General features: G+C 72.7%; 22 protein-coding genes. 5 read left to right on the plus strand and 17 right to left on the minus strand.

The features are described 5' to 3' along the window. Positions 1 to 164 precede the first annotated feature (164 nt). The gene (locus RBJ77_RS16450) at positions 165 to 1,481 is read left to right on the plus strand and encodes an MFS transporter (protein ID WP_372345708.1); all 1,317 of its coding nucleotides are present in this window, start codon (positions 165 to 167) and stop codon (positions 1,479 to 1,481) included. Between the two features lie 69 nt (positions 1,482 to 1,550). Here the strand turns inward: RBJ77_RS16450 and RBJ77_RS16455 are convergent, their stop codons facing one another. Beyond that, complete coding sequence (locus RBJ77_RS16455; RefSeq protein WP_372345709.1) at positions 1,551 to 3,458, minus strand: alkyl/aryl-sulfatase; 1,908 nt, start codon at positions 3,456 to 3,458, stop codon at positions 1,551 to 1,553. Positions 3,459 to 3,730: 272 nt separating this feature from the next. Here RBJ77_RS16455 and RBJ77_RS16460 point away from each other — a divergent pair, with 272 nt between their 5' ends. Genes RBJ77_RS16460 through RBJ77_RS16470 form a run of 3 tightly spaced genes read left to right on the plus strand, consistent with a single transcriptional unit; the run spans position 3,731 to position 7,217 of the window. Beyond that, positions 3,731 to 5,029: an MmgE/PrpD family protein gene (locus RBJ77_RS16460; protein ID WP_372345710.1), complete on the plus strand. Its 1,299-nt coding sequence runs from the start codon at positions 3,731 to 3,733 to the stop codon at positions 5,027 to 5,029. After that, complete coding sequence (locus tag RBJ77_RS16465) at positions 5,026 to 6,210, plus strand: CaiB/BaiF CoA transferase family protein (RefSeq protein ID WP_372345711.1); 1,185 nt, start codon at positions 5,026 to 5,028, stop codon at positions 6,208 to 6,210. Before RBJ77_RS16460 ends, RBJ77_RS16465 begins: the two co-directional genes overlap by 4 nt. A 26-nt stretch (positions 6,211 to 6,236) precedes the next feature. Then, positions 6,237 to 7,217: an enoyl-CoA hydratase-related protein gene (locus RBJ77_RS16470; protein ID WP_372345712.1), complete on the plus strand. Its 981-nt coding sequence runs from the start codon at positions 6,237 to 6,239 to the stop codon at positions 7,215 to 7,217. Positions 7,218 to 7,236: 19 nt separating this feature from the next. Here RBJ77_RS16470 and RBJ77_RS16475 read toward each other — a convergent pair whose 3' ends face one another. The 12 genes from RBJ77_RS16475 to RBJ77_RS16530 form a co-directional block, all read right to left on the minus strand. Continuing rightward, the gene (locus tag RBJ77_RS16475; RefSeq protein ID WP_372345713.1) at positions 7,237 to 7,887 is read right to left on the minus strand and encodes a TetR/AcrR family transcriptional regulator; all 651 of its coding nucleotides are present in this window, start codon (positions 7,885 to 7,887) and stop codon (positions 7,237 to 7,239) included. 70 nt (positions 7,888 to 7,957) lie between these two features. Then, positions 7,958 to 9,523, minus strand: coding sequence for a long-chain-fatty-acid--CoA ligase (locus RBJ77_RS16480; protein ID WP_372345714.1), 1,566 nt, complete (start codon positions 9,521 to 9,523; stop codon positions 7,958 to 7,960). 261 nt (positions 9,524 to 9,784) lie between these two features. After that, positions 9,785 to 10,573, minus strand: coding sequence for a 3-oxoacyl-ACP reductase FabG (gene fabG / locus RBJ77_RS16485; RefSeq protein WP_372345715.1), 789 nt, complete (start codon positions 10,571 to 10,573; stop codon positions 9,785 to 9,787). A gap of 38 nt (positions 10,574 to 10,611) precedes the next feature. Beyond that, positions 10,612 to 11,067 (minus strand): MaoC family dehydratase, encoded by a 456-nt coding sequence (locus tag RBJ77_RS16490; RefSeq protein WP_372345716.1) that lies wholly within the window; start codon positions 11,065 to 11,067, stop codon positions 10,612 to 10,614. 39 nt (positions 11,068 to 11,106) lie between these two features. Beyond that, complete coding sequence (locus RBJ77_RS16495) at positions 11,107 to 12,006, minus strand: MaoC family dehydratase N-terminal domain-containing protein (protein WP_372345717.1); 900 nt, start codon at positions 12,004 to 12,006, stop codon at positions 11,107 to 11,109. Continuing rightward, the gene (locus tag RBJ77_RS16500) at positions 12,003 to 13,169 is read right to left on the minus strand and encodes a thiolase (protein ID WP_372345718.1); all 1,167 of its coding nucleotides are present in this window, start codon (positions 13,167 to 13,169) and stop codon (positions 12,003 to 12,005) included. Before RBJ77_RS16500 ends, RBJ77_RS16495 begins: the two co-directional genes overlap by 4 nt. Continuing rightward, positions 13,166 to 13,534 (minus strand): Zn-ribbon domain-containing OB-fold protein, encoded by a 369-nt coding sequence (locus tag RBJ77_RS16505; protein WP_372345719.1) that lies wholly within the window; start codon positions 13,532 to 13,534, stop codon positions 13,166 to 13,168. Before RBJ77_RS16505 ends, RBJ77_RS16500 begins: the two co-directional genes overlap by 4 nt. Next, a complete protein-coding gene (locus RBJ77_RS16510) occupies positions 13,531 to 14,709 on the minus strand; it encodes an acyl-CoA dehydrogenase family protein (RefSeq protein WP_372345720.1) in 1,179 nt (392 codons plus the stop codon). The genes RBJ77_RS16505 and RBJ77_RS16510 overlap by 4 nt, the downstream gene beginning before the upstream one ends. 9 nt (positions 14,710 to 14,718) lie before the next feature. Then, entirely contained in the window at positions 14,719 to 15,861 is a 1,143-nt protein-coding gene (locus RBJ77_RS16515) for an acyl-CoA dehydrogenase family protein (RefSeq protein ID WP_372345721.1), read from the minus strand. Positions 15,862 to 15,908: 47 nt separating this feature from the next. Beyond that, positions 15,909 to 17,069: an acetyl-CoA C-acyltransferase gene (locus RBJ77_RS16520; RefSeq protein WP_372345722.1), complete on the minus strand. Its 1,161-nt coding sequence runs from the start codon at positions 17,067 to 17,069 to the stop codon at positions 15,909 to 15,911. A 34-nt stretch (positions 17,070 to 17,103) separates the two neighbouring features. Continuing rightward, positions 17,104 to 17,862, minus strand: coding sequence for a 3-hydroxyacyl-CoA dehydrogenase (locus tag RBJ77_RS16525; protein ID WP_372345723.1), 759 nt, complete (start codon positions 17,860 to 17,862; stop codon positions 17,104 to 17,106). Positions 17,863 to 17,962: 100 nt separating this feature from the next. Then, on the minus strand, positions 17,963 to 19,120 hold the full coding sequence (locus RBJ77_RS16530) for an acyl-CoA dehydrogenase family protein (RefSeq protein ID WP_372345724.1): 1,158 nt from the start codon (positions 19,118 to 19,120) through the stop codon (positions 17,963 to 17,965). Positions 19,121 to 19,323: 203 nt separating this feature from the next. Between RBJ77_RS16530 and RBJ77_RS16535 the strand changes: the two genes are divergently transcribed. Beyond that, the gene (locus RBJ77_RS16535; protein WP_372345725.1) at positions 19,324 to 20,196 is read left to right on the plus strand and encodes an SDR family oxidoreductase; all 873 of its coding nucleotides are present in this window, start codon (positions 19,324 to 19,326) and stop codon (positions 20,194 to 20,196) included. Positions 20,197 to 20,390: 194 nt separating this feature from the next. Here RBJ77_RS16535 and RBJ77_RS16540 read toward each other — a convergent pair whose 3' ends face one another. The 4 genes from RBJ77_RS16540 to RBJ77_RS16555 are packed head-to-tail and all read right to left on the minus strand — an operon-like array spanning position 20,391 to position 24,239. After that, positions 20,391 to 21,281 (minus strand): acyl-CoA thioesterase, encoded by an 891-nt coding sequence (locus RBJ77_RS16540; RefSeq protein ID WP_372345726.1) that lies wholly within the window; start codon positions 21,279 to 21,281, stop codon positions 20,391 to 20,393. Then, positions 21,278 to 22,144, minus strand: coding sequence for a CoA ester lyase (locus RBJ77_RS16545; protein WP_372345727.1), 867 nt, complete (start codon positions 22,142 to 22,144; stop codon positions 21,278 to 21,280). The genes RBJ77_RS16540 and RBJ77_RS16545 overlap by 4 nt, the downstream gene beginning before the upstream one ends. Continuing rightward, positions 22,141 to 22,521, minus strand: coding sequence for a Zn-ribbon domain-containing OB-fold protein (locus tag RBJ77_RS16550; protein ID WP_372345728.1), 381 nt, complete (start codon positions 22,519 to 22,521; stop codon positions 22,141 to 22,143). Before RBJ77_RS16550 ends, RBJ77_RS16545 begins: the two co-directional genes overlap by 4 nt. A 35-nt stretch (positions 22,522 to 22,556) precedes the next feature. Then, positions 22,557 to 24,239: a class I adenylate-forming enzyme family protein gene (locus tag RBJ77_RS16555; RefSeq protein ID WP_372345729.1), complete on the minus strand. Its 1,683-nt coding sequence runs from the start codon at positions 24,237 to 24,239 to the stop codon at positions 22,557 to 22,559. Between the last annotated feature and the right edge of the window lie 4 nt (positions 24,240 to 24,243).

A 24,243-nucleotide genomic window follows, 5' to 3' on the forward strand; every position in this document is an offset into this window, starting at 1 on the left:
GTCACTTGCAACCGATGCACGATGCCCCTTTGCCCGGTATTGCCGGGGAGAAAAAGATCGCGGCGCGCGACCTCTTGTGAGCTACACCTCATCTAGTTAACGTTCGATCAATTCTCTCCCCCACCCCTTCCCCCGCGCGTTCCGCGACCCTCTGGAGATCACGCATGTCCCGATCCGCCGCACCCGCCGTGGCCGAGCCGCAGAGCGGCTCCGTCAAGGCTGTCCCCACCAGGCGCAGAGCCGCGTTCGTCGTGGGACTGCTGTTCTGCTTCATGCTCATCAACTACGCCGACAAGGTCGTCATCGGCCTCGCCGGTGTCGACCTGATCCACGAACTCGGCCTCAGCAAGGAGCAGTTCGGGCTCGTGCAGAGCAGCTTCTACTGGCTGCTCGCCGTCGGCTCCGTGCTCGGCGGCCTGCTGATGGGACGCGTGAAGGCGCGCTGGCTGCTCGCGGGCGCCGGACTGCTGTGGGCCGTCAGCCTCGCGCCCATGACGGGCAGCATCGGCTTCGGCCTGCTCATCGCCTGCCGGGTGCTGCTCGGCTTCGCCGAAGGGCCCGCGACCGCCATGGCCACCGCCGTCACGCACAGCTGGTACGCGCCCGAGAAGCGGGCCCTGCCGACGTCGATCGTCGTGGCCGGCGCCGGCTTCGGGCCGCTGATCGCGTCCCCCGCACTGACCTGGGTGATGCTGCGCTTCGACTGGCACGCACCGTTCACCGTGCTCTGTGTGGCCGGCATCGCCTGGGTGCTGACCTGGGTGTTCAGCGGCGGCGACGGGCCGATGGGCACCGCGCGCGCGACGGCCTCCGGGGCCGGCACGATCCTGCCCGAGCGCGTTCCGCTGAGGGCGCTGCTCGGCACCCGCACGGTCATCGGGCTACTGGTGCTGTTCTTCACCTCGTACTGGAGCATCGCGGTCAAGGTCACCTGGCTGCCGCTCTACCTGCGCGAGGGCCTCGGCTACAGTGCCGGCCAGTCCGGCACGCTCGTCGCGCTGCCGTACGCGGCCGCCGCGCTCTTCCAGGTCCTGGTCGGGCTCGTCTCGGCGGCGCTGTCGCGGCGCGGGACCTCCAGCCGGGTGGCCCGCTGCCTGTTCGCGGCGGCGCTCGCGGGCGTCGGCGGGCTGAGCACGGTCGGGTTCGCGCTGCTCGACCGCGGCATCGCGCAGTTGCTGCTCCTGGTGGTCGGGGCGTCGCTCACGAGCGCCGGATACGGCATCGCGTTCGCCGCGATATCGGACGTCGTGCCGGCCCGGCAGCGCGGCGCGATCATGGGCGTGGTCGTCGCCCTCTACAGCCTCGGCGGGATCATCGCGCCGCTCGTCCTCGGCGGCCTGGTCGAATCGGCGTCGAGCGCGGCGGCCGGGTACTCCCACGGGTTCCTGGTGATCGGCGTCCTGGTCGTGGTGGGCGCGGCCGTCTCCGCACTGCTCACCGACCCCGAGCGGGACGCGGCGCGGCTGGCTGCCGCGCACTGACACCCGCTCGGCACGGTGGCCCGGCCGAGTCGTCCAGGTCCGCCGTGTCGTGTCGGTACGGGATCCGGGTCAGCGCGTCACGATCGGGAACCCGCGGCGCGGCGCCTGCAGCAGGCCGAAGAACGTGGTGAGCGCGGAGGCGTCACCCTCGATCCGCGCACCGGCCTCGGTGAGCGTGGTCCGGCCCGCCAGTACCCCGCCGAGGACGGCGAGTTCGGTGCGGACCGTCACCCGGGGCCGTTCACCGGCGGGGGCGTCGCCGTGGATCGGCGTGAGGACGCCGTTGGCGAGCAGCAGCGTCCAGGCGTCGTCGGCGGGGCCACCCTCGCCCGTACCGAACTCCCAGCGCATGACGAGGCGGTGGGCGGCGGCGCGCGGCCCGTCGAGGCGTACCGCGAGCGCCTTGAAGAGCTGATCGGCGGGGAGTCCCCACACCATGCCCCCGCCACTGCCGGAGCCGGATCCGCGAGCGTCCTCGCCGCGGTGGTCGCGCAGGTCGCGGGCGCCGGAGAGGTAGAAGTTGCGCCAGGTCCCGTTCTCGCAGGCGTGCGCGAGGCGCTCGAAGGCGTCCGCCTGCAGCTCGCGGGCCTCCTGGTGGCCGGGCTCCGCGAACACGACGTGGCCGAGCACCTCGGCGGCGAACCGCAGGTCACCCGCCTCCACCGTCTCCCGCGCCTTCTTCACGACCGCGTCCGCGCCGCCCATGAACGCGACGTACCGCTTGGCCTGCTCGACGGGCGGGTGCTGCCACAGGTGGGCGGGGTTCCCGTCGAACCAGCCCATGTACCGCTGGTAGACGGCCTTCGAGTTGTGGCTGAGCGAGCCGTAGTAGCCGCGGGCGTGCCAGGCGGCCGCCAACTGCGGCGGGAACTCGGCCAGTTCCTCGGCGATCTCGGGTCCGGTCAGTCCCTGGTTCATGAGCCGGACCGACTGGTCGTGGAGGTAGGCGTAGGCGTCGCGCTGCTCGGAGAGCAGGGTGAGGAGTTCGGCGCGGCCCCAGGTCGGCCAGTGGTGCGAGCCGATGAGGACGTCGGACCGGTCGGCGTAGAGGCTGATGGTCTCGGTGAGGTAGCCGGCCCAGGCGGAGGCGTCGCGGACCTGGGCGCCGCGCAGTGTGAGGACGTTGTGGAGGGTGTGGTTGGCGTTCTCGGCGACGAGCAGGACCTGGTGGCCGGGGAGGTGGAAGTTCATCTCGGCCGGGGCCTCGGTGCCCGGGGTGAGCTGGAACTCCAGCCGCACGCCGCCGAGTTCGAGCTCCTGGCCGGTGCGGGTGATCAGGTCGGTCGGCGGGATCAGGCCGACGCTGCCGCTGGAGGTGCCCTGGCCGAGGCCGAAGCCGATGGCGCCGTCGGGGGCGGCGGGCAGGCCGACCCCGTACATGTACTGGGCGCGGCGCAGCATAGCGGGCCCGGCGACGACGTTCTCGCTGATCACCTCTTCCATGAAGCCGTCGGGGGCGACGATCCTGACCCGTCCGGCCGCCACATCGGCATCGGTGGTGACGCCGCGGACGCCGCCGAAGTGGTCGGTGTGGCTGTGGGAGTAGACGACGGCCGCGACGGGGAGCGCGTCGCCGCGGTGTCGGCGGTAGAGGGCGAGGGCGGCCGCCGCGCACTCCTCGCTGATCAGCGGGTCGACGACGACGAGACCGTCCCGGCCCTCGATGACGGTCATGTTGGAGACGTCGAAGCCGCGGATCTGGTAGACGCCCTCGACGACCTCGAACAGGCCGTGCAGGGAATTCAGCCGTCCCTGTCGCCAGAGGCTCGGGTCGGCGGTGTCGGGGCAGTCGCCGGCGAGGAACGACCAGCGCTCGTTGTCCCAGACCACCCGCCCCTCGGCATTCTTGATCACGCACGGCTCCAGGGAGCCCATGCGGCCGCGGCGGGCGTTCGCGAGATCGGTCGGATCGTCCCAGTCGAGCGGGGGCGTGGCCGAGGACGTGGCCGGGGGCGTGGCGGTGGATGGCACGGACATGCTGTCTCGATTCGTCGTGCGGGGTTCGGCGTGCGGGGTTCGGCGCGCGTTCGGCGTGCGCGGCGCGGCGTGCGGGGTTCGTCACGTACGGGGGCATGGTGAGCGCGGCCCCCATCTGCTAGCTTAACGATCGTTCAAGTCAGATGTGGCCTGCACGTAACCATGGCCGCACGGCACTGTCAACCGGCCCACGAAACCTCAACTGCCTTACTGAGCAGGCCAGTTCACGGGTTCCCGTGCAGCACCACCGAGCCCCCTCCAGGGAGAGCCGCATGCCGTACTTCGCCGAGGAGCTGGCCTCCTGGGCCCAGGCCCTCGAACCCTCCCCCGCCGATCTGCGGCTGGCCGAGCACGCGCTCGCGGACACCCTCGCCGTGTCCCTCGCGGCGCGCGGCCACCGCATGGCGGGCCTGGCCGCCGCACTGCCGGAGGCCGCCCGCTGGGCCGCCGTCGGACACGTCCTGGACTTCGACGACCTGCACCTCCCCTCCACCGCGCACATCTCCGTGGTGTGCGTGCCCGCCGTGCTCGCCGCGGGCGGCGGGCCCCGGGAGTACCTGGCCGCGGCCGGCGTGATGGCCCGGCTCGGCGTGGCGCTCGGCTGGCGGCACTACACCGGCGGCTGGCACGCCACCTGCACGTCCGGCGCCCCGGCCGCCGCCGTCGGGGCGGGTCTCGCCCTGGGCCTCGACGCCGAGGGTCTGGCGCGGGCGATCGCCCTGGCGCTGCCCGCGGCGGGCGGGGTGCAGCGCGCGTTCGGCACGGACACCAAGTCGCTCCAGGTGGGCTTCGCGGCCGGGGCCGGGGTGCGGGCGGCGCGTCTCGCGGCAGCCGGTGCGGGCGCGGACCCGTCGGCCCTGGACGCCTGGCTGCCGCTGGTCGGCGGCGATCGCGCACTGCTCCCCGCCGACACCTTCGCGCCCGGCGCCCCGGCCGTACCCGGCGGCCTGGCCACCAAGATCTTCCCGTGCTGCTACGCGATGCAGCGCCCCATCGGCGCGGTCCGCGCGCTCCTGGCTGAACGGACGATCAGTTCCGCCGATGTCGTACGGATCGTCGTCCGCACCCCCGAGGCGGCCGTGCACCCGCTGATCCACGCCCGCCCGGACACCGGCCTTCAGGGCAAGTTCAGTCTGGAGTACGCGATCGCCGCGGCGCTGCTGGACGGGCATCCCGGGTTCGCGTCGTTCACCGACGAGCAGGTCCGCCGGCCGGACGCCCGCCGTCTGGTGGAGCTGGTCGAGGTCGTCACGTCGGCCGACGGGGCCGGCCTGCTGACCGGCGCGACGACGGTGGAGATCACCACGATCGACGGCGGCACGCACACCGCGACGCTCGCCCTGCCGCCCGGGTCTCCCGAACTCCCCGCCACGGACACCGAGTTCGCGGCCAAGCTCGCCGACTGCGGCGCCGACGTCCCGGACCTCCTCCACCTCCCCGGGCTTCTCCACTTCCCCGACCACCTCGACGGCCGGGCTCCGGACCGCCTCGAAGGACCGGACTGGAAGTGCGCGGCCGAGCTGCTGCGCGCCGCCTTCCCCGCCGCCCCGCACCCCCTGGAGCACGCATGAACCCCCTGCCCCTGGAAGGCATCACCGTCGTCAGCCTGGAGCAGGCCGTGGCGGCCCCGTTCGCGACCCGCCAGCTCGCCGACCTCGGCGCCCGGGTCATCAAGGTCGAACGGCCCGGCGCCGGCGACTTCGCCCGCGGGTACGACGAGTCGGTGCACGGCCAGTCCAGCTACTTCGTGTGGCTGAACCGCTCCAAGGAGTCGGTGGCGCTCGACATCAAGTCGCCCGGCGGCCGCGAGGCCCTGGAGCGGCTGCTCGGCGAGGCGGACGTCTTCGTACAGAACCTGGCGCCCGGCGCGGCCCGCCGGCTCGGCCTCGGCGTGGCCGAACTCGCCGAGCGGCACCCGTCGTTGGTGGTGTGCGACATCTCCGGGTACGGGAACACCGGGCCGTGGGCGGACCGCAAGGCGTACGACCTGCTCGTGCAGTGCGAGACCGGTGTCGTGTCACTGACCGGGACCCCCGAGGACCCCGCGAAGGTGGGCATCTCCATCGCCGACATCGCGGCGGGCATGTACGCGTACTCGGGCATCCTCGCCGCGCTCTACGAGCGCCGGGCCTCGGGCGTCGCCCGCCCCGTCGAGGTGTCGCTGTTCGAGGCACTGGCGGAGTGGATGGGCTCGCCCGCCTACTACACGGCGTACTCGGGGACGCAGCCCGCGCGCGTGGGCGCGCAGCACGCGACGATCGCGCCCTACGGTCCGTACGACGCGGCGGACGGCAGGACGGTGCTGCTCGCGATCCAGAACGAGCGCGAATGGGCCTCCTTCTGCGCCGTGTTCCTGGACGACGCGGCGCTCGCCACCGACGACCGGTTCCGCAAGGGGTCGTCGCGGGTGGCCCGCCGCGCCGAACTCAACGCGATCGTCGCCGCCCGCTTCCGCGAGCTGACGGCGGCCGACGCGGTGAAGCTCCTGGACGAGGCAAAGGTCGCCAACGCGCGCCTCAACTCGGTCGCCGAGTTCTGGGACCACCCGGTCCTCGCGGGCCGCGACCGCTGGCGCGACGTCGTCACGCCGGGCGGCACCGTCAGGGCGCTGCTGCCGCCCGCCACGCCCGCCGGTCTGACGCCGCGCATGGACCCCGTGCCCGCCGTCGGCGAGCACACCGAGTCCGTCCTGCGCTCGCTCGGCTACGACACCGACGCCCTCGCCGCGCTGCACGCAGGCGGCGCGCTGTGACCGACCCACGGACCAGGAGCGACTCCATGACCCAGGACAGCCAGGACACCCAGGACGTGCGGACCGGACAGGCGGTGCAGGCGGCACGGGCCGTGCACGACGACGGGTACGAGCAGATCGCCTACGCCGTCGCCGACCGCGTCGCCACGATCACGCTCGACCGGCCGGCGGCCCGCAACGGCTACACGCGGCAGATGGCCGATGAACTCGCCGCCGCGCTGCGCACCGCCGACGCCGACCACGCGGTGCGCGTCGTCGTGCTGACCGGTGCGGGCAAGGACTTCTGCGTCGGCGCCGATCTGTCGGCCGGTTCCGGCAAGGGGGAGGGCTTCACGCAGGAAGTCGACGACGAGACGGCCCGGCAGATCGAGGAGGGCACCTACCAGGAGCCCGCCGGTCTGGTCACCCGGGTGCTGTACGCCATGGACAAGCCGGTGATCGCCGCCGTGCGCGGCGCCGCGGTGGGCGTCGGTTCGACGATGCTGCTGCCCGCCGACTACCGCCTCGCCGCGCACGGGACGAAGTTCGGTTTCCCGTTCACCCGGCGCGGCATCGTGCCCGAGGGCGCGTCGGCGTGGTTCCTGCCGCGCCTGGTGGGTCTGGCGAAGGCGATGGACTGGCTGGTGTCCGGGCGCATCGTGCCGGCCGACGAGGCGCTCGACGCGGGGCTCGTGCACAGCCTGCACGAGCCGGACGACGTGCTCGACGCGGCGTACGCGCTCGCCCGGGAGCTGGTCGCGCACACGGCGCCGGTCTCGGTGGCCGTCACCCGGCAGCTCGTGTACCGCATGGCGTGGGCCGACAGCCCCGACGCGGTGCACCGGCTCGACTCGCGCCTGGTCTTCGACACGGTGCGCGGCGCGGACGCGCGGGAGGGCGTGCGGTCGTTCTTCGAGCGGCGGGCGCCGCAGTTCCCCGGGCGGGTGCCCGAGGACCTTCCGCCGTACCTGCCCTGGCGGGACGGCGCTGTGCGGTCGTCGGGGAAGCGGTCCGCGGACGACGTGTGACCGCTCGGCCGCCGGCCGCTCAGTCAGGTACCGGCCCGAACCCGGCGTACAGGTACGACGCCAACTCCCGTACGCGCGCGTGCAGTTCGTCGTGCGGGAGTCCGTACAGCGGTACCGGCCCCTCGAAGCCCGGCTCGAAGGGGGCCACGGCGAGGTGCGGCAGCTGCACGCTCACGAGCGCCGCGAACACGTCGGGGTCGGCGTCGGCCCGGAAGTCGCCGCGCTCGACCGCCTGCCGGGCGAGCGAGGCGACCTCGGCCGCGTACAGCCGGCGGGCCGGCTCGTGGACGGCCGTGCGGACCTCCGGGTCGATCTCCAGGTGGGTGGCGGCGATGACGCCCCGCTCCAGCGGGTGCGCGGCGAAGTAGTCGACCCAGGCGAGGACACCGCCGCAGAAGAAGGCGTGGTACGTGGTGTCGGGCGGCAGGGTGCCGAGCCAGGGCGCGAGGGCGTCACGGACCCGGCCGGCCGCGGTCTCGGCGACGTACCGGAACAGGTCGAGCTTGTCGTCGAAGTACTGGAACAGGGACCCCTTGGCGACGCCCGCCTCGCGCGCGACCGTGTTGAGGCTGCCCGCGGAGTAGCCGTGGCGGCCGAACTCGGTCATCGCCGCGGTGGTGATCCGCTCGCGGCGGGCGGGGTCGAGGCGCTGCCAGGTGGTCGTGGGCACGGGTCCTCCGATGGGGCGTCGCACCGGCCGGGTGCGCGCCCCATCATCGCAGGTGGGCCCGGCGTCCCGGTCAGGCGTCCGGGCTCAGCTCGCGGCGCAGCACCCGCTTGAGGATCTTGCCGCTGGGGTTGCGCGGCAGCTCGTCCACGAAGTGCACCAGGCGCGGCTTCTTGTACGAGGCGATGCGTTCGCGGGTGAAGGCGATGAGGTCGTCGGCCGTGACGGGGTCGGCGTCGGCGGCCGGGCGCAGCACCACGGCGGCGGTGACGGCCTCGCCCCACGTCTCGTCGGGCGTCCCGAAGACGGCGACGTCGAGGACGGCCGGGTGCTCGGCGAGCGCGGACTCGACCTCGATGGGGTACACGTTCTCGCCGCCGGTGATCACCATGTCCTTGATGCGGTCGGTGATGAAGAGGTAGCCGTCCTCGTCCAGGTAGCCCGCGTCGCCGGTGCGCAGCCAGCCGTCGTCGGTGAACAGGGCGGCGTTCTCGTCGGGGCGTTGCCAGTAGCCGGGGGTGACGTGGTGGGAGCGGGTGAGGATCTCGCCGACCACGCCGGGCGCCACCGGTTCTCCGGTCACCGGGTCGGCGATGGTCACGTGCACGTCGGGCCGGGTGTTGCCGGCCGAGCGCAGCAGCGCCGAGCGCGGGCCGTCGGCGACGTGGTCCTCGGGGAGCAGCCGGGTCGCGGAGCCGGTCGTCTCGGTCTGGCCGTACTTCTGGTAGAAGCCGCAGCCGAAGATCTCCATGGAGCGGCGCAGCAGGGCCGGGGTGATCGGGGAGGCGCCGTAGACGATGAGTTCGAGCGCGGAGAAGTCGCGCTCGCGCACGCCGGGCAGCTGGGTCAGGAGGTGGAGCACGGCGGGCACGAAGAACGCGTGGGTGACGTGGTGGCGTTCCATGAGCTCGACGACCCGGCCAGGGACGAGGTCGGGGAGCATCACGGTGTGCGCGCCCGCGCTCAGGGCGGTCGCCAGCCAGCCGGTGCCGGCGATGTGGAAGACGGGCATCGCGTTGAGGCCGACCGACGTGGGCCGCCAGCCCATCTCCCTGAGCTGGAAGTCGCCCGCGCTGACGTTGCGCAGGGTCAGCTGGACGCCCTTGGGCAGGCCCGTGGTGCCGGAGGTGTAGAGCTGGAGGAAGACCGCCCCGCCATCGGCGCCGTGGCCCGGGTCGGCCGCGACGGCGTCGGCGATCAGGCTCTCGTACGTCGCCTCGTCCTCCTCCGCGCCGGACTCGGTGACCAGGGGGATGCCGGGCAGGGCGGTGCGCACGGCGCGGGCCTGCGGCAGGAACTCCGTCTGGGTGAGGACGGCGCCGAGTTCGGCGTCGTGGGCGACGGCGGCCAGCTCGGGGTCGGCCAGGCGCCAGTTCAGGGGCGTGGCGACGAGGCCGGCCTTCGCGCAGGCCACGAGGAGCTCGGCGGCGAGCAGGCCGGGGCGGACCAGATAGCCGACGTGGGTGCCGGCCGGCAGGCCGAGGGCGAGCAGGGCCTGGGCGGCACGGTTGCTGCGGGCGTCCAGCTCCGCGTAGCTGCGGGTCTCGGTGCCTTCGGTGACGGCGGGCGCGTGCGGGCGGTCGGCGGCGTGACGGCGTACGGCATCGGGCAGGAAGGGGCCCATGCGGGATTCCTCCATCGGCGGCGGCATCGGCGACGAGGCCGGGGGGCGGAAGGGCTGAGGGCGGGGGCGGGGGCGGGGGGCGGACAGCGACGGGGGTGCGCGAGGCTCCGGGGGCGCCTCGGAGAACCAAGTATGACCGGGTGGTCATACGGTGGTGAGCATGAGCATCGTCGGCGTTGCCGACGCTGTCAATGCCTTGATCGAACGTTCAGGACGGGAGGGGGAACGGCCGCCGTGCGGGTGGGCACGGCGGCCGTTCTCGGGTGCGTGCGGGGCTCAGGCCCGGGGTCCGCCCGCGACGTACAGCACCTGTCCGGAGACGAACCCGGCGGCTTCGCCCGCGAAGAACGACACCGCGTTCGCGATGTCGTCCGGGGCGCCGACGCGGGCGACCGGGATGTTCGCCGCGGCGCGCGCCTTGAAGTCGTCGAAGGACAGGCCGAGGCGGTCGGCGGTCTTGGCGGTCATCTCGGTGGCGATGAAGCCGGGCGCGATGGCGTTGGCGGTGACGCCGAACTTGCCGAGCTCGATGGCGAGCGTCTTGGTGAAGCCCTGCAGACCCGCCTTGGCGGCGGAGTAGTTGGCCTGGCCGCGGTTGCCGAGGGCGGCGGTGGAGGACAGGTTGACGATGCGCCCCCACTTGGCGGCGGTCATGTACGCCTGGCAGGCGCGGGACATCAGGAACGCGCCGCGCAGATGGACGCCCAGGACGGAGTCCCAGTCCTGCTCGGTCATCTTGAACAGGAGGTTGTCGCGGGTGATGCCCGCGTTGTTGACGAGGACGAGGGGCGCGCCGAGCTCGTCGGCGACGCGCCGCACGGCCGCCGTCACCTGGTCGGCGTCGGCGACGTCCACACCGACGGCGAGGGCGCGGCCGCCCTCCTTCTCGACGGCGGCGACGGTGTCGGCGCAGGCGGCCTCGTCGAGGTCCAGGACGGCGACGGCGTATCCGTCCCGCGCCAGACGCCGCGCGGTGGCGGCGCCCAGGCCGCGGGCGGCTCCGGTGACGATGGCGACCTTCTGACCGACACTCCGGTCGGCGTTCTGGTCGGCGTTCTCGGGCATGGTGAACTCCGTCGATCTCAAGGGTGGTTGGGGGCTGGTCAGTAGACGCGGACGACGGTCTCGGCGACGCAGGCCGGCTTGTCGGCGCCCTCGATCTCCACGGTGACCCGGTTGACGATCTGCCGACCGCCGCCGGGCACTTCGTCGGCACAGACGATCTCGATCGACGCACGCACGCGCGAGCCGACCTTGACGGGGTTCATGAAGCGGACCTTGTTCAGGCCGTAGTTGACGCCCATCTTCACGCCCTCGATCTTGTAGACGCCCTGGGTGAGGACGGGGATGAGGGAGAGGGTCAGGTAGCCGTGCGCGATGGGCGCGCCGAAGGGGCCGTCCGCGGCGCGCTCCGGGTCCACGTGGATCCACTGGTGGTCGCCGGTGGCGTCGGCGAACGTGTCGATGCGGTCCTGGGCGACGGTCACCCAGTCGCTGACGCCGACGTGGGTGCCGGCCGCGGCGGCGAACTCGGCGGGTGAGGCGAAGATCTTGGGCATGCGGGGGTGACTCTCTTCTCGGTGAGTGCTCTGGGGCGGTTACGCCAGCGAGACGGTGCCGGTGATGCCGGGCACGGCTCCCGGGAGGCCCGCCTCCAGCGCGACCGTGCCGCCGTCGGGCATGCCGCGCACCTCGAAGGCGTGCGGCGCGAACAGGGGCGCCTTCGCCCGGAAGGAGAAGGCCGTGACAGTGCGCTCCGGGGCGTTGCGGCGCGGCAGTTCGAGGAGGGACAGGGCGAGCAGCGGGCCGTGCACGACGAGGTCGGGGTAGCCCTCGACGTCGCGTGCGTAGTCGCGGTCGTAGTGGATGCGGTGGGCGTTGTAGGTGAGCGCGCTGAACCGGAAGAGCAGGCTCGGGTCGGGCCGCAGCGTGAACGTCCAGGCGGTGTCCGCCTGTGGCGCCGGCTTCGGTGGGCCTGTTGGGGGGCCTGCCGCCGCTCCCCCGGGCTGCTTGTAGACGATGTCCTGCTCCTCGACGGTGCGGATCTCGCCCTGCACGGAGTACGTATGACGGACCGTCACCAGGAGCAGCAGGCCCGACCCGCCCTCCCGCACGCGCACGGACACGATCTCCGAGCGGCGCGTCACCAGGTCGCCCACGCGCAGCGGTGCGTGGAAGGTGGAGCGGCCGCCGCCGAACATGCGGCGCCGTTCCGGCAGCGGGGGCAGGAAGAGGCCGTCGTGCGGGTGGCCGTCCTCGCCGAGCTCCGCCTGCGCCGGCCGGTCGAGGAGGTACAGCCAGTGCCACAGCGGCGGCAGCGGATCGCCGACGCCGCTCACCACGGGCGGCTGGTCGAACACGGCGGCAAGTGCCTGGGCGGGTGCGGCGGTGAGGAACTCCGTGGTCTCCACCGGCCGCGGCCGCCACTCCGCCTCGATCCGCGCGAACACCTCACGGGCTCCCGCGCCCATCCGGCTCATCGGGCTCGTCCGGCTCATCCGAGGGCCTCCGCCGTCCCGAGCAGGGCCGTGGCCTGGCTGGAGAGGACGCCGCCGTTGCCGTTGACGAGCGCCACGTGCGTGTCCGGCTGCTGCCGGGCCCCGCCCTCGCCCCTCAACTGCCGTACGGCTTCGATGATGAGGAAGATGCCGTACATGCCGGGGTGGCAGTAGGACAGGCCGCCGCCGTTGGTGTTGACGGGCAGTTCGCCGCCGGGCGCGATGCGGCCGCCCGACACGAACGCGCCGCCCTCGCCCTTCGCGCAGAACCCCAAGTCCTCCAGGAACAGCAGGGTGTTGATGGTGAAGGCGTCGTACAGCTCGACGACGTCCACGTCGCTCGGCTTGAGGCCGGCCATCGTGAAGGCGCGGCGCCCCGAGTCGACGGCGGCGGTCGTGGTCAGGTCCGGCATCTGCGACATGGAGCGGTGCCAGGTGGCCTCGCCGCCGCCCAGGAAGTACGCCGGGGTGACCGGCAGGTCCCGGGCGCGCTCGGCGCTCGTGAGGATCACCGCGCCGCCGCCGTCCGTGACCAGGCAGCAGTCCTTCGACGTCAGCGGGTGGCTGATCATCTGCGAGGACAGCACGTCCTCGACGGTGAGCGGGCCCCGTCCGTACGTGAACGCCTTCGGGTTGAGCTGCGCCCAGTCGCGCGCGGCGACGGCGACCTCGGCGAGCTGCTCGCGCGTCGTCCCGTACTCGTACATGTGCCGGGATGCGGCCAGGGCGTACATGGAGACGGGGTAGCGCGGCCGGTAGGCCTCCTCCCACGGCAGCAGTTTGGTCGGGGAGACGAGGCGGCCGCCGTCCGAGCGCTGCGTCGAGCCGTACGCGATGAGGGCGGTGGTGCACAGGCCCGCCTCGATCGCCATGGCCGCGTGCAGCAGGTGGGCGACGAAGGAGCTGCCGCCGACGTTCGTGGAGTCGGCGTAGACCGGACGGATGCCCAGGTACTCGGCGACGTCGAGCGTCGGGAACGGCAGGTAGGAGGAGGCGCAGAAGAAGCCGTCGACGTCGGACTTCTTCAGGCCGGCGTCCTTCAGGGCGCGGGCGGTGGCCTGGCCCATGAGGTCGAAGTGGGTCAGTCCGGGGGCCACGTGGCCGAGGTCGGACTCGGCGACGCCGACGACGGCGACCCGGCCCCGCAGATCGGTGGTGCTCATTCCTGGTCCTCCAGCGGTCGGAAGACGGCCAGCGGCGCGCCGTCCTCCTCGATCACGTCGAGCCGCACCCGTGCCCCGATGGCCACGTCCTCGGGCGCGACGCCCTCGACGCGGCTCATCATGCGGAACCCTTCGTCGACGTCGACGAGGGCCACGTTGTACGGGTCGGTGCCGCGCCGGTGCAGCACGGTCGTCGCGTACACCGCGCCACGGCCCGAACTGGTGCGCCACGCTAGGGATTCGCTGCCGCAGTGCGGGCACAGCACGCGCGGGTAGAACACGGCCGTGTCACAGTCGGCGCAGTGCTGGAAGCGGAGTTCGCCGGCGGCGAGCCCTTCCTCGTACCCGGTCGACGGCGCGCTCATCGGCGGCCTCCGTCGTCGATGCGGTGGCGGGCGACGTGCTGCTTGGCGATGACGTTGCGCTGGATCTCGTTGGTGCCCTCGCCGACGATCATCAGGGGGGCGTCGCGGAAGTAGCGTTCGACGTCGAACTCTGTCGAGTAGCCGTAACCGCCGTGCACCCGGACCGCGTTGAGGGCGATCTCCATGCACACCTCGGACGCGAACAGCTTCGCCATGCCGGCCTCCAGGTCGGCCCGCTCCCCCGCGTCGACGCGGGCGGCGGCGTCGAGGGTGAGCAGCCGGGCCGCGCGGAGCTTGGTGGCGCCGTCGGCGAGGTAGTTGCCGATGGACTGGTGCTGCCAGATGGGCTGTCCGAAGGTGTGGCGCTCCTGGGCGTAGCGCGTCGCGTCGTTCAGGGCCGCCTGTGCGACGCCCAGGGCCCGCGAGGCGACCTGGATGCGGCCGATCTCCAGGCCGCGCATCATCTGCGCGAACCCGGCTCCGGAGTCTCCGCCGAGCACGGCGGTCTCGGGCACCTCGACGTCGTCGAAGACGAGCTCGCAGCTCTCGACGCCCTTGTAGCCGAGCTTCGGCAGGTCCTTGGAGACGACGTAACCGGCGTCCTTCTCCACGAGCAGGATCGAGAAGCCCTTGCCCTGCACCGGTTCGGTGCGGCACAGCAGTGCGACGAGCCCTGCGCGACGCGAGTTGGTGATCCACGTCTTGGAGCCGTTGACGATCCAACTGCCGTCCACGAGCACGGCTTTGGTGCCCATGGCCTGGAGGTCGGAGCCGCCGCCCGGCTCGGTCAGGGCCATCGTCGCGCGCAGCTCGCCGGTCGCCAGGCGCGGCAGGTACGCGGCCTGCTGCTCCGGCGTGCCGAAGGTGCGGATGAGGTACGTGACGACGGAGTGGCCGCCCATGGATCCGGACAGGGACATCCAGCCGCGCGCCAACTCCTGTGCCACGAGGGCGAAGCAGGCCGTCGACACGTCCACGCCGCCGTGCTCGACCGGAGCCAGCAGGCCGAACACGCCGAGCTTCTTCATCTGCTCGATGAGCTTCTCGGGGTAGGTGTTGGCGTGCTCCAGCTCCTGGACCACCGGCAGGACTTCGTTGTCGACGAAGTCGGCGACGACCTCGACGACGGCCCGCTCGTCCTCGGAGAGCCGGGCGATGAGGGGGATCTCGGTCATGGCCATCGGCTACTTCACACCCTTCAGGAGGGCGCGGCCGATGATCAGCTTCTGGATCTCGCTGGTGCCCTCGTAGATTCGGAACAGCCGGGCGTCGCGGTAGCAGCGCTCGACGACGGTGCCGCGCATGTACCCCATGCCGCCGTGGATCTGCACGGCGAGGTCGGCGGCCTTCGACACCATTTCGGAGCAGTACAGCTTGGTCGCGGAGGGGCGCAGCTTGCGGTCCTCCCCCGAGTCGTACTTCTGCGCGGCGTCCAGCACCATGGCCCGCCCGGCGAACACACCCGTCTGGATTTCCGCGAGCATGCCCTGCACGAGCTGGAACTCACCGATGGGACGGCCGCCCTGCTTGCTGGAGGCGGCGTGGGCGACCGACTCCTCCAGGATCCGCTCGGCCATGCCCACGCAGAGCGCGGCGATGTGGATCCGGCCGCGGATCAGGGACTTCATGGCGGCGCCGAACCCGGCGCCCTCCTCGCCCCCGACGAGCGCGGATCTCTCCACCCGTACGTCGTCGAGGAACACCTCGGCGGTCCAGGCGCCGGCCTGGCCGGTCTTGTGGTCCTTGGGGCCGACGGTGACGCCGGGCAGTCCCGCCTCGACGAGGAAGACCGAGATGCCCTTGGTGCCGTACGACTCCTCGCCGGTGCGGGCGAACACGACGAACAGGTCGGCGAGCGGTGCGTTGGTGATGAAGCGCTTGGCGCCGTTGAGGACGTATCCGTCGCCGTCGCGCACGGCGCGCGTGGTGAGCCCGGACGGGTCGGAGCCCGCCTCGGCCTCGGTGAGCGCGAACGAGGCGACCGCGCCCTCGGCGAGCCGGGGCAGCCAGTGCCGCTGCTGCTCCTCGGTGCCCGCGTTGACGAGGACCTTGCCGGCGATGCCGTTGTTCGTGCCGAACATGGAGCGGAAGGCCGGGGTCGTCCAGCCGAACTCGAAGGCCAGCTGCACGTCCTCGTGCAGGCAGGCCCCGAGGCCGCCGTACTCCTCGGGCAGCGTGTACCCGAACAGGCCCATGTCCGCCGCCTTGCGCCGGATGTCCTCCGGTATCGCGTCGGTCTCCTCGATCTCGTCCTCGCGCGGAACGACGTCCTCGCGCACGAGGCGACGCACCGCGTCCCGTACCGCTGTGAAATCGGCGGCGTCCATGGTTCCCGGGTCCTTCCTTGAATGGCCGTACGTGGCCGTGAGTGGCGTCAGAGCAGTTCGAGGACGGTGGCGTTGGCCATGCCGCCGCCCTCGCACATCGACTGCAGGCCGTAGCGGATGCCGTTGTCCTTCATGTGGTGCACGAGCGTCGTCATCAGCCGGGCGCCGGAGCCGCCGAGCGGGTGACCGAGCGCCATGGCGCCGCCGTTGGGGTTCATCCGCTCGTAGTCGGCGCCGGTCTGCCGCTGCCAGCCGAGCGAGACGGAGGCGAACGCCTCGTTGATCTCGTACGCGCCGATCTCGTCGAGGTCGAGCCCCGAGCGCTCGAGCGCCTTGGCGGTGGCGGGGATCGGGCCCTTGAGCATCGTGATCGGGTCGACGCCGGTGACGACGCCGGTGTGGAAGCGGGCGATCGGCGTCCAGCCGTTGCGCAGGGCGATCTCGGTCGTGGTGACGAGCAGGGCGGCCGCGCCGTCCGATATCTGCGAGGCGTTGCCCGCCGAGATGACGCCGTTCTCCTTGAACGGGGTCTTCAGGCCCGCGAGCTTCTCGGCCGTCGTCCCGCGCCGCACGCCCTCGTCGGTGTCGAAGACGGTGCCGTCGGGGAGGGTGACCGGGGTGATCTGGCCCTTGAAGCGGCCCTCGTCGATGGCGCGGGCGGCCCGCTCGTGGGAGTCGGCGGCGTGCTGGTCGAGGTCGGTGCGGGTGAGGCCGAACTCCTCGGCGATCATCTCGGCGCCGATGCCCTGGTTGAACGGGTAGTGGTCGTAGCGCTCGCCGACGAGCGGCCCGTACGGGGCGCCGACCAGGCCGCCGGCCCGCGTGGATCCCATCGGCACCCGGGACATGGATTCGACGCCGCCGGCGACGGCGATGTCGTACTGCCCGGCGATGACTCCGGCGGCGGCCTGGTGCACGGCCTGCTGCGACGATCCGCACTGCCGGTCGACGGTCAGTCCGGGCACGGACTCGGGCCAGCCCGCCGCGAGCACCGCGTAGCGGCCGACGCCGCCCGCCTGCTCGCCGACCTGGGAGACGCAGCCCCAGATGACGTCGTCGACGGTGACCGGGTCGAGGCCGTTGCGCTCGGCGAGGGCCTTCAGGACGTGGGCGGAGAGGTCGACGGGGTGGACGCCCGCGAGGGCGCCGCCCTGCTTGCCCTTGCCGACGGGGGTGCGGACGGCATCGACGATGACCGCGTCACGCATGGTGAACTCCTAAGCTCAGAGGGTGGGTTGAGGTCTAGCGGGGAGCCATGCGGATCGCGCCGTCGAGGCGGATCGTCTCGCCGTTGAGCATCGGGTTGGTGATGATCGCCTCGGCGAGCTGCGCGTACTCGGCGGGCTGTCCGAGCCGGGCCGGGTGCGGCACCTGGGCGCCGAGCGAGTCCTTCGCGTCCTGCGGGAGGCGGCCCAGGAGCGGCGTCTCGAAGAGGCCGGGGGCGATGGTCATGACGCGGATGTTCGTCCGGGCCAGGTCGCGGGCGATCGGCAGCGTCATGCCGACGATGCCGCCCTTCGACGCGGAGTACGAGCACTGCCCGATCTGGCCGTCGAACGCGGCGACGGAGGCGGTGTTGACGATGACGCCGCGGTCGTTGTCGACCGGCTCGCTCGCGCCCATCGCCTGGGCGGCGAGGCGGATCACGTTGAAGGTGCCGATCAGGTTGACCTCGACGACCTTGCGGAATTTGGCCAGGTCGTAGGGGCCCTCCTTGCCGACGGTGCGGCCGGCGCCACCGATGCCCGCGCAGTTGACGGTGATGCGCAGCGGGGCGAGCGCGGTGGCCGCGGCGACGGCGGCGGTGACGTCGGCCTCGCTGGTGACGTCGCCGGGCGCGAACGTCGCACCGATCTCCTTGGCGACGGCGGCGCCGTCGGACGAGGGCAGGTCGAAGACGACGACGTGGGCACCGGCGGCGGCGAGCCGCTCGGCGGTGGCGCGGCCCAGGCCGGAGGCGCCCCCGGTGACGAGGGCGGAGGAGCGGGCGTCGATCTGCATGTCAGAACCCTTCTGCGGAACGGACGTTCAAAGGAGGTGCAGGGGCGAACGGGGCGATCAAGGTGTTCAGGGCGGTCAGGTGTGCGGCTGTTCAGGGCGTTCAGAGGCCGAGCGACTTGGCGATGATCGTCTTCATCACTTCGCTGGTGCCGCCGTAGATCCGGGAGACCCGGGTGTCGGCGTACAGGCGGGCGATCGGGTACTCGGTGACGTAGCCGTAACCGCCGTGCAGCTGGAGGCACTTGTCGATGACGCGGCCCGCGACCTCGGTGCAGAACAGCTTGGCCTTCGCGGCGTCGGCCACCGACAGCTCGCCCACGTCGTGCAGTTCGAGCGCGCGGTCGGCCATCAGCTGCGCGGCCTCGACCTCGGTGGCGCACTCGGCGAGCACGAACTTGGTGTTCTGGAAGTGGGCGACGGGCTTGCCGAAGACGGTGCGCTCGCGGACGTAGTCGGTGGCGAACCGCAGCGCGGCACTCGCGGTGGCGGCGCCGCCGACGGCGATGGTGAGCCGCTCCTGCGCGAGGTTGTGGGAGAGGTACGAGAAGCCCTTGCCCTCATCGCCGAGCAGGTTCTCCACCGGCACCCGCACGTCCACGAAGGACAGCTCGGCGGTGTCGGACGCCTTCAGGCCGATCTTCTGGAGCTTGCGGCCGACGGAGAAGCCCTCGCTCGCCGACTCCACGACGAGGATCGACAGACCGGCCCGCCGGTCGGCCGGGTCGAAGGCCGCCGTACGGGCCACGACGAGGATCAGATCGGCGAGCGCGCCGCCAGTGATGAACGTCTTGGCGCCGTTGAGCACGTAGTGCGTGCCGTCGGCGGACAGCTCGGCCCTGGTCTGGATGTTCGCGAGGTCGGAGCCGGTGCCGGGCTCGGTCATCGCGATGGCCGTCATCAGGTCGCCCGTCGCGAACCCGGGCAGCCAGCGCTCCTTCTGCTCCTGGGTGGCGTACGCCATCAGGTACGGCAGGATCAGGTTCGCGTGCACGGAGTAGTTGCCGAACGAGACCCCGGCCCGCGAGGTCTCCTCCGCGGCGACGGCCGCGAACTTGAAGCTGCTCTCGCCCGCCCCGCCGAACTCCTCCGGCACCTGGATGCCGAGCACGCCCAGCTCGCCGAGCTTGCGGTAGAAGTCGCGCGGCGGGTGCCCCTGCTCCTCCCACTCGTGGTGGACCGGGACGACCTCCTTGGCGATGAAGTCCCGCAGCGTCCGACGGAACGCCTCGTGATCCTCGCTGAACACCGTACGGCGCACGGCAACCTCTCCTCCTGTGATCCGCGGCGCCCGGTCCGGTGTGGCGTGCGTCGCAGACTTCTATCTCGAACGATCGTTAAGTTATGCCTGCACGGCAGGCCCTGTCCAGGGAGACGACGACGGGGTGACCTGCTTCACGCCACGCGCCGCGCCCCTCGGACCACCACCCTCGGGCCGCCGCCCCTCGGAGAGGAACCCCACCGATGACCCCATCGATGACCGCACCCCTGCCCGCGCCCGCCCCGGACCGCGCCCCGCTGGCCGGCCGTACGCTCCTGATGTCCGGCGGCAGCCGCGGCATCGGGCTCGCCATCGCCCTGCGGGCCGCCCGCGACGGCGCCAACGTCGCGCTGCTCGCCAAGACGGACACCCCGCATCCCCGGCTGCCCGGCACCGTGCACACGGCGGCCGCCGAGATCGAGCGGGCCGGTGGCAGGGCCCTGCCGATCGTCGGCGACGTCCGGGACGAGAACGACGTGCGCCGCGCCGTCGCGGCGACCGCCGAACGGTTCGGCGGCATCGACGTCGTGGTGAACAACGCCTCGGCCATCGCGCTGCAGAACCCCGGTGAACTGCCGCTCAAGCGCTACGACTTGATGATGGACGTGAACGTCCGCGGCACCTTCCTGCTCACCTCGTTCGCCCTCCCCCACCTGCGCGACTCACGGCACGCGCACGTCCTCACGCTGTCACCGCCGCTCAACCCGGACGGACGCTGGCTGCGCGAGCACGCACCGTACACGGTCAGCAAGTACGGCATGACGATGCTCACCCTCGGCGTCGCCGAGCAGCACCGGGCCGGGCGCCTGTCCGCCAACTGCCTCTGGCCGGCGACGACCATCGCCACGGCCGCCACGGAGAACCTCCGCGGCGCCGACGAGGCCGCCCGGGTCAGCCGGACACCGCGGATCATGGCGGACGCGGCGCACGCACTGCTGACCCGTCCGGCGGGCGAGGTGACGGGGCAGTGCCTGATCGACGAGGACGTGCTGCGCGGGGAGGGCGTCACGGACTTCGACGGGTACCGCGCCGACCCGCACGGCGACGCGGCGCTGCGCAAGGACATCTTCCTGTAGGCATCCGGCCGCTGCCGGTGGACGTCCGGCCTGCTGCCGGTGGACGTCCGGCCTGCTTCCCGCAAGCAGCAGGCCGCTTCCCGCAGGCATCGAGCCGCTTCCCGTGAGCATCCGGCCGCGGCCCCGTGCCGGGGCCGCACGCCAAAGCCCCTGCCCGCGAGGGTTCTTCGCGGGCAGGGGCTCCGGTCGTCGGGTCAGCGGACGCGCAGCAGGGCCTCCTGCGCGACGGACGCGACGAGCGCGCCGTCACGCGTCCAGAACTCGCCGTGCGCGAGGGTGCGCCCGTCCCCGGCGACCGTGCTGCGGCACACGTAGAGCAGCCACTGGTCGGCCCGGGCCGGCCGGTGGAACCACATGGCGTGGTCGAGCGAGGCCAGGGCCACACCGGCGGGGCGGGGCTCGCCGTAGGGCACCAGGGCCGTCGGGGCGAGCGGGGCGTCGGAGATGTAGGCGAGGACGCAGGCGTGCAGGGCCGGGTCGTCGGGGAGCGTCCCGACGGTGCGGATCCAGGCGTACCGGTCGATGCGTCCGGTGCCGGGGTGCGGGGCGTCGCGGGGCACCTCGCGGTACTCCAGGGAGGCGCGCAGCGGATGGTCGGTCGGCCGGAACGCCCAGCCGTCGCCGAGCCGTTCGGGACCCGGCACGGACGGCATGTCCGGCTGGCGCCAACCCCCGTCGTCCTGGGGCGACTTGAAGGACACGCTCATGGTGAGCGCCTCCTTGCCGCCCTGGACGGCGGTGGTCTGCCGCATGGAGTAGCTGCGGCCGTCGCGCACCACGTCGGTCGTGTAGCGGACGGGGCTCGCGGGCGACAGGGCCCGCAGGAAGTAGGCGTGCAGCGAGTGCACGGCACGGTCGTCGCCGACGGTGCGGTAGGCGGCGGCGAGCGCCTGGGCGAGGGCCGCGCCGCCGTAGCTGCGGGACGGCGCGCGGCCCGCGTGGCAGAACCCCTCGACCACGCCGGGGCCCGCCCCCTCCGCCTCCTGCACGCAGATGTGCTCGCCCTTGCCGAGCGGTCCTGGGCAACGGTCGTCCGGATCCCGCTCGTCCACCACCGCCGGTTCGCCGACCACGATCCCGCTCACCCGCCCATCACTCCCAAGGTCCGAAGGGCCCGCAGGTAGACGGGCCGGTCCACCATCATTCCGGCCACGGTCACGACACCCGCACCGGCCCCCTCGAACGCCTCGCGCACGCTGCGCGCCCAGGCCAGCTCGGCGTCGCCCGGCGCGAACACCCGGTGGGCGACGTCCACCTGTCCGGGGTGGATGCAGAACTTCCCGGCGAAGCCGACGCCGCGCGCCGACTCGGCCTGCGCCGCGAAGAGTTCGAGGTCACGGAAGTCGGCCTCCGGGCCGTCGATGGCGCCGATCCCGGCCGCCGCCGCGGCGTTGGCGATGCGGGCCCGTGCGTAGGCCAGTTCCCGTCCGTCGCGCGTGCGGGACACGCCGAGGGAGGCGGTGTAGTCCTCGGAGCCGAGCGAGACCCCGTCGAGGCGGGGCGAGGCGCGGCAGATCCGTTCGACGTCGGCGAGACCGGCCGCTGACTCGATCCACGCGAGGAGCCGCACCGAGCCCGCGTCGAGCCCGCGCACCGCCTCCAGGTAGTCGAGGTAGTGCCCGACACGGACGAGCGTCCCGGCGTCGTCGGTCTTCGGCAGGTGCAGTCCGTGCAGGCCGGGACGGACCACGGCATCCAGATCCGCCTCCAGGAGGCCGGAGTCGAGCGCGTTGGGGCGCACCCACAGCTCCCGCCCGCGCGCCGGGAACCCGGCCAGCGCACCGGCGACGAGGCGCCGGGCCGCGTCCTTGTCGCCCGCCGCGACCGAGTCCTCCAGGTCGAACGCGATGCCGTCGGCGGGCACGTCCCGCGCCTTGGCGAGGAACCGCTCGCTGCTCCCGGGGACGGACAGCAGGGACCGCGGCACCCGCCGCACCCGACCGGTCACCAGCGTTCACCCCGCACCGGGTCGAGACGGAAGACGGGGATGCCGTCGGAGGCCACCTCGACGACCGACACGGACGCCCCGAACGGGGTGACCGCGCCGCCGGACACACCCTCGACGAGACAGCGCATGCGCACGCCGTCCGCGAGTTCCACGACGGCGACCATCCGCGGGCGCTGCCCCTTGCGGCGCACCTCGACGGCGCTGGAGACCGTGCCGTGGCCGGGGCTGCGCGACCAGCGCAGCTCGGTCGACGAGCAGGTGGGACAGAGCAGCACGGTGCGGAAGACGACCGTCGAGCACCAGGTGCAGCGCTGGAAGCGCAGCTCCGTGTCGGTCGTCGGCGGGCCGATCTTCTGCGCCCGCTGGACGGTTCGCACGTACATGGTGGTACAGCCTTTCCCGGTGCCGCGCGTCAGGCGTGACGCTGCCGCAGCTCCGTCTTGAGGATCTTGCCCGCCGCGGAGACCGGCAGGGCGTCGATGAAGTGGATCTCGCGCACCCGCTGGTAGGGGGCGACGCGCGCGGCCACGAACTCCATGAGCCGCGCGGCGAGTTCGGGCCCGGACGGGTGGCCGGGCCGGGTGACGACGTACGCGACCGGTATCTCCCCGGCCTCCGCGTGCGGCGCGCCGATGACGCTGGCCCCTTCGACCGCGGGGTGTTCGTGGAGGAGGTCCTCCAGGGGCGTCGGGTACACGTTGTACCCCTTGTAGATCAGCATGTCCTTGGCCCGGCCGACGAGGAACAGCCAGCCGTCCTCGTCCAGCCGCCCCAGGTCACCGGTGCGCAGCCAGCCGTCCCGGTACTGCTCGTCGGTCAGATCGCGGTGCCCCTGGTAGCCGTCGGTGATCTGCGGTCCGCGCGCCCACACCTCCCCGGTCCGCCCCGCCGGCAGCACCGGCCCGCAGCCGAGTTCCCTGATCTCGATGTCGGTGTCGAAGAGCGGCGCGCCGACGCTGCCGGTCGGCACGGGTCCTTCGCGCAGCATCGGGTGGGTGGTGAGCGCCATGGTGGCCTCGGTCAGGCCGTACCCCTCGACGATGCAGGCGCGGGGGAACAGCTCGCCGAGCCGGTGCAGTGCGTGTGCATCGATGGGCGCGGCACCGGAGTTGACGATGCGCACCGAGGTGAGGTCGGCGTCCTCGATGCCGGGCAGGGCGAGCAGGGCGTGGAAGAGGCTGGGCGAGCCGGGGAGCATGGTCACCCGGTGCTCCTCGACGAGCCGCACGAACCGGCGCGGCTCGAACCGTCCGGCGAGCACGACGCTCGTCCCCGTGGCCATGCTCACGGACTGGCTGACCAGCCCCATCGCGTGGAACATGGGCGCGAGCGCGACGCCGGTCGACGCACCGATCTCGATCGTGTACGGCGTCCGGGCCTCGGGCACCGGCTCCAGGTGGACACGTCCCCCGGCGTCGACGACGGGCCGGGCGGCGCCCCGCCAGCAGGCCATCTGCAGGACGTTGGCGACCACGTTGCGGTGCAGGACGCGCACCGCCTTGGAGCGGCCCGTGGTGCCGCCGGTGAAGGAGAGGTGGGCGAGGTCGTCCCCGGACACCGCCACGGGGGCGAGTGGCTCGGCGGCCAGCAGGTCCTCCAGGCGGGTGCCGCCCGAATCCGCGCCCGCGCCCGTGTCCGGGTCCGTGCCCGGCGGTGCGGGGGCGGCGTCGGTCGGCGGGACCAGGACGGTGAGCCGGACGCCCGGCACCTCGGCCTCGTCGAGTGCGGCGCGGGTCGCGGGATGCGTGAACACCGCGACGGCGCCCGCCTCCTGGAGCTGGTCGCGCAGCGACTTCGGCGGCAGGGCGGGGTTGACAGGGGTGACGACCGCGCCGGCCAGCAGCACGCCGTAGTACGTGACCGTGAACCAGGCGGAGTTGGGCTGGTGCAGCGCGACCGTGTCGCCGTGCCGTACGCCGCGCTCCCGCAGGCCTGCGGCGACCCGGCACGCCCGGTCGTACAACTCCGCGTACGTCAGAATGAGTTCGCCGTCCCGCAGGGCGAGCCGGTCGGCGTGCCGGTGCGCCGAGCCGGCGAGCAGGTCGCCCAGGGACGCCTCGGGGTAGGGCAGGCTCTCGGGCATTCCTTCGGGCACGTAC

The sequence above is a fragment of the Streptomyces sp. KL116D genome (assembly GCF_030766975.1).
Classification (GTDB): domain Bacteria; phylum Actinomycetota; class Actinomycetes; order Streptomycetales; family Streptomycetaceae; genus Streptomyces; species Streptomyces longispororuber_A.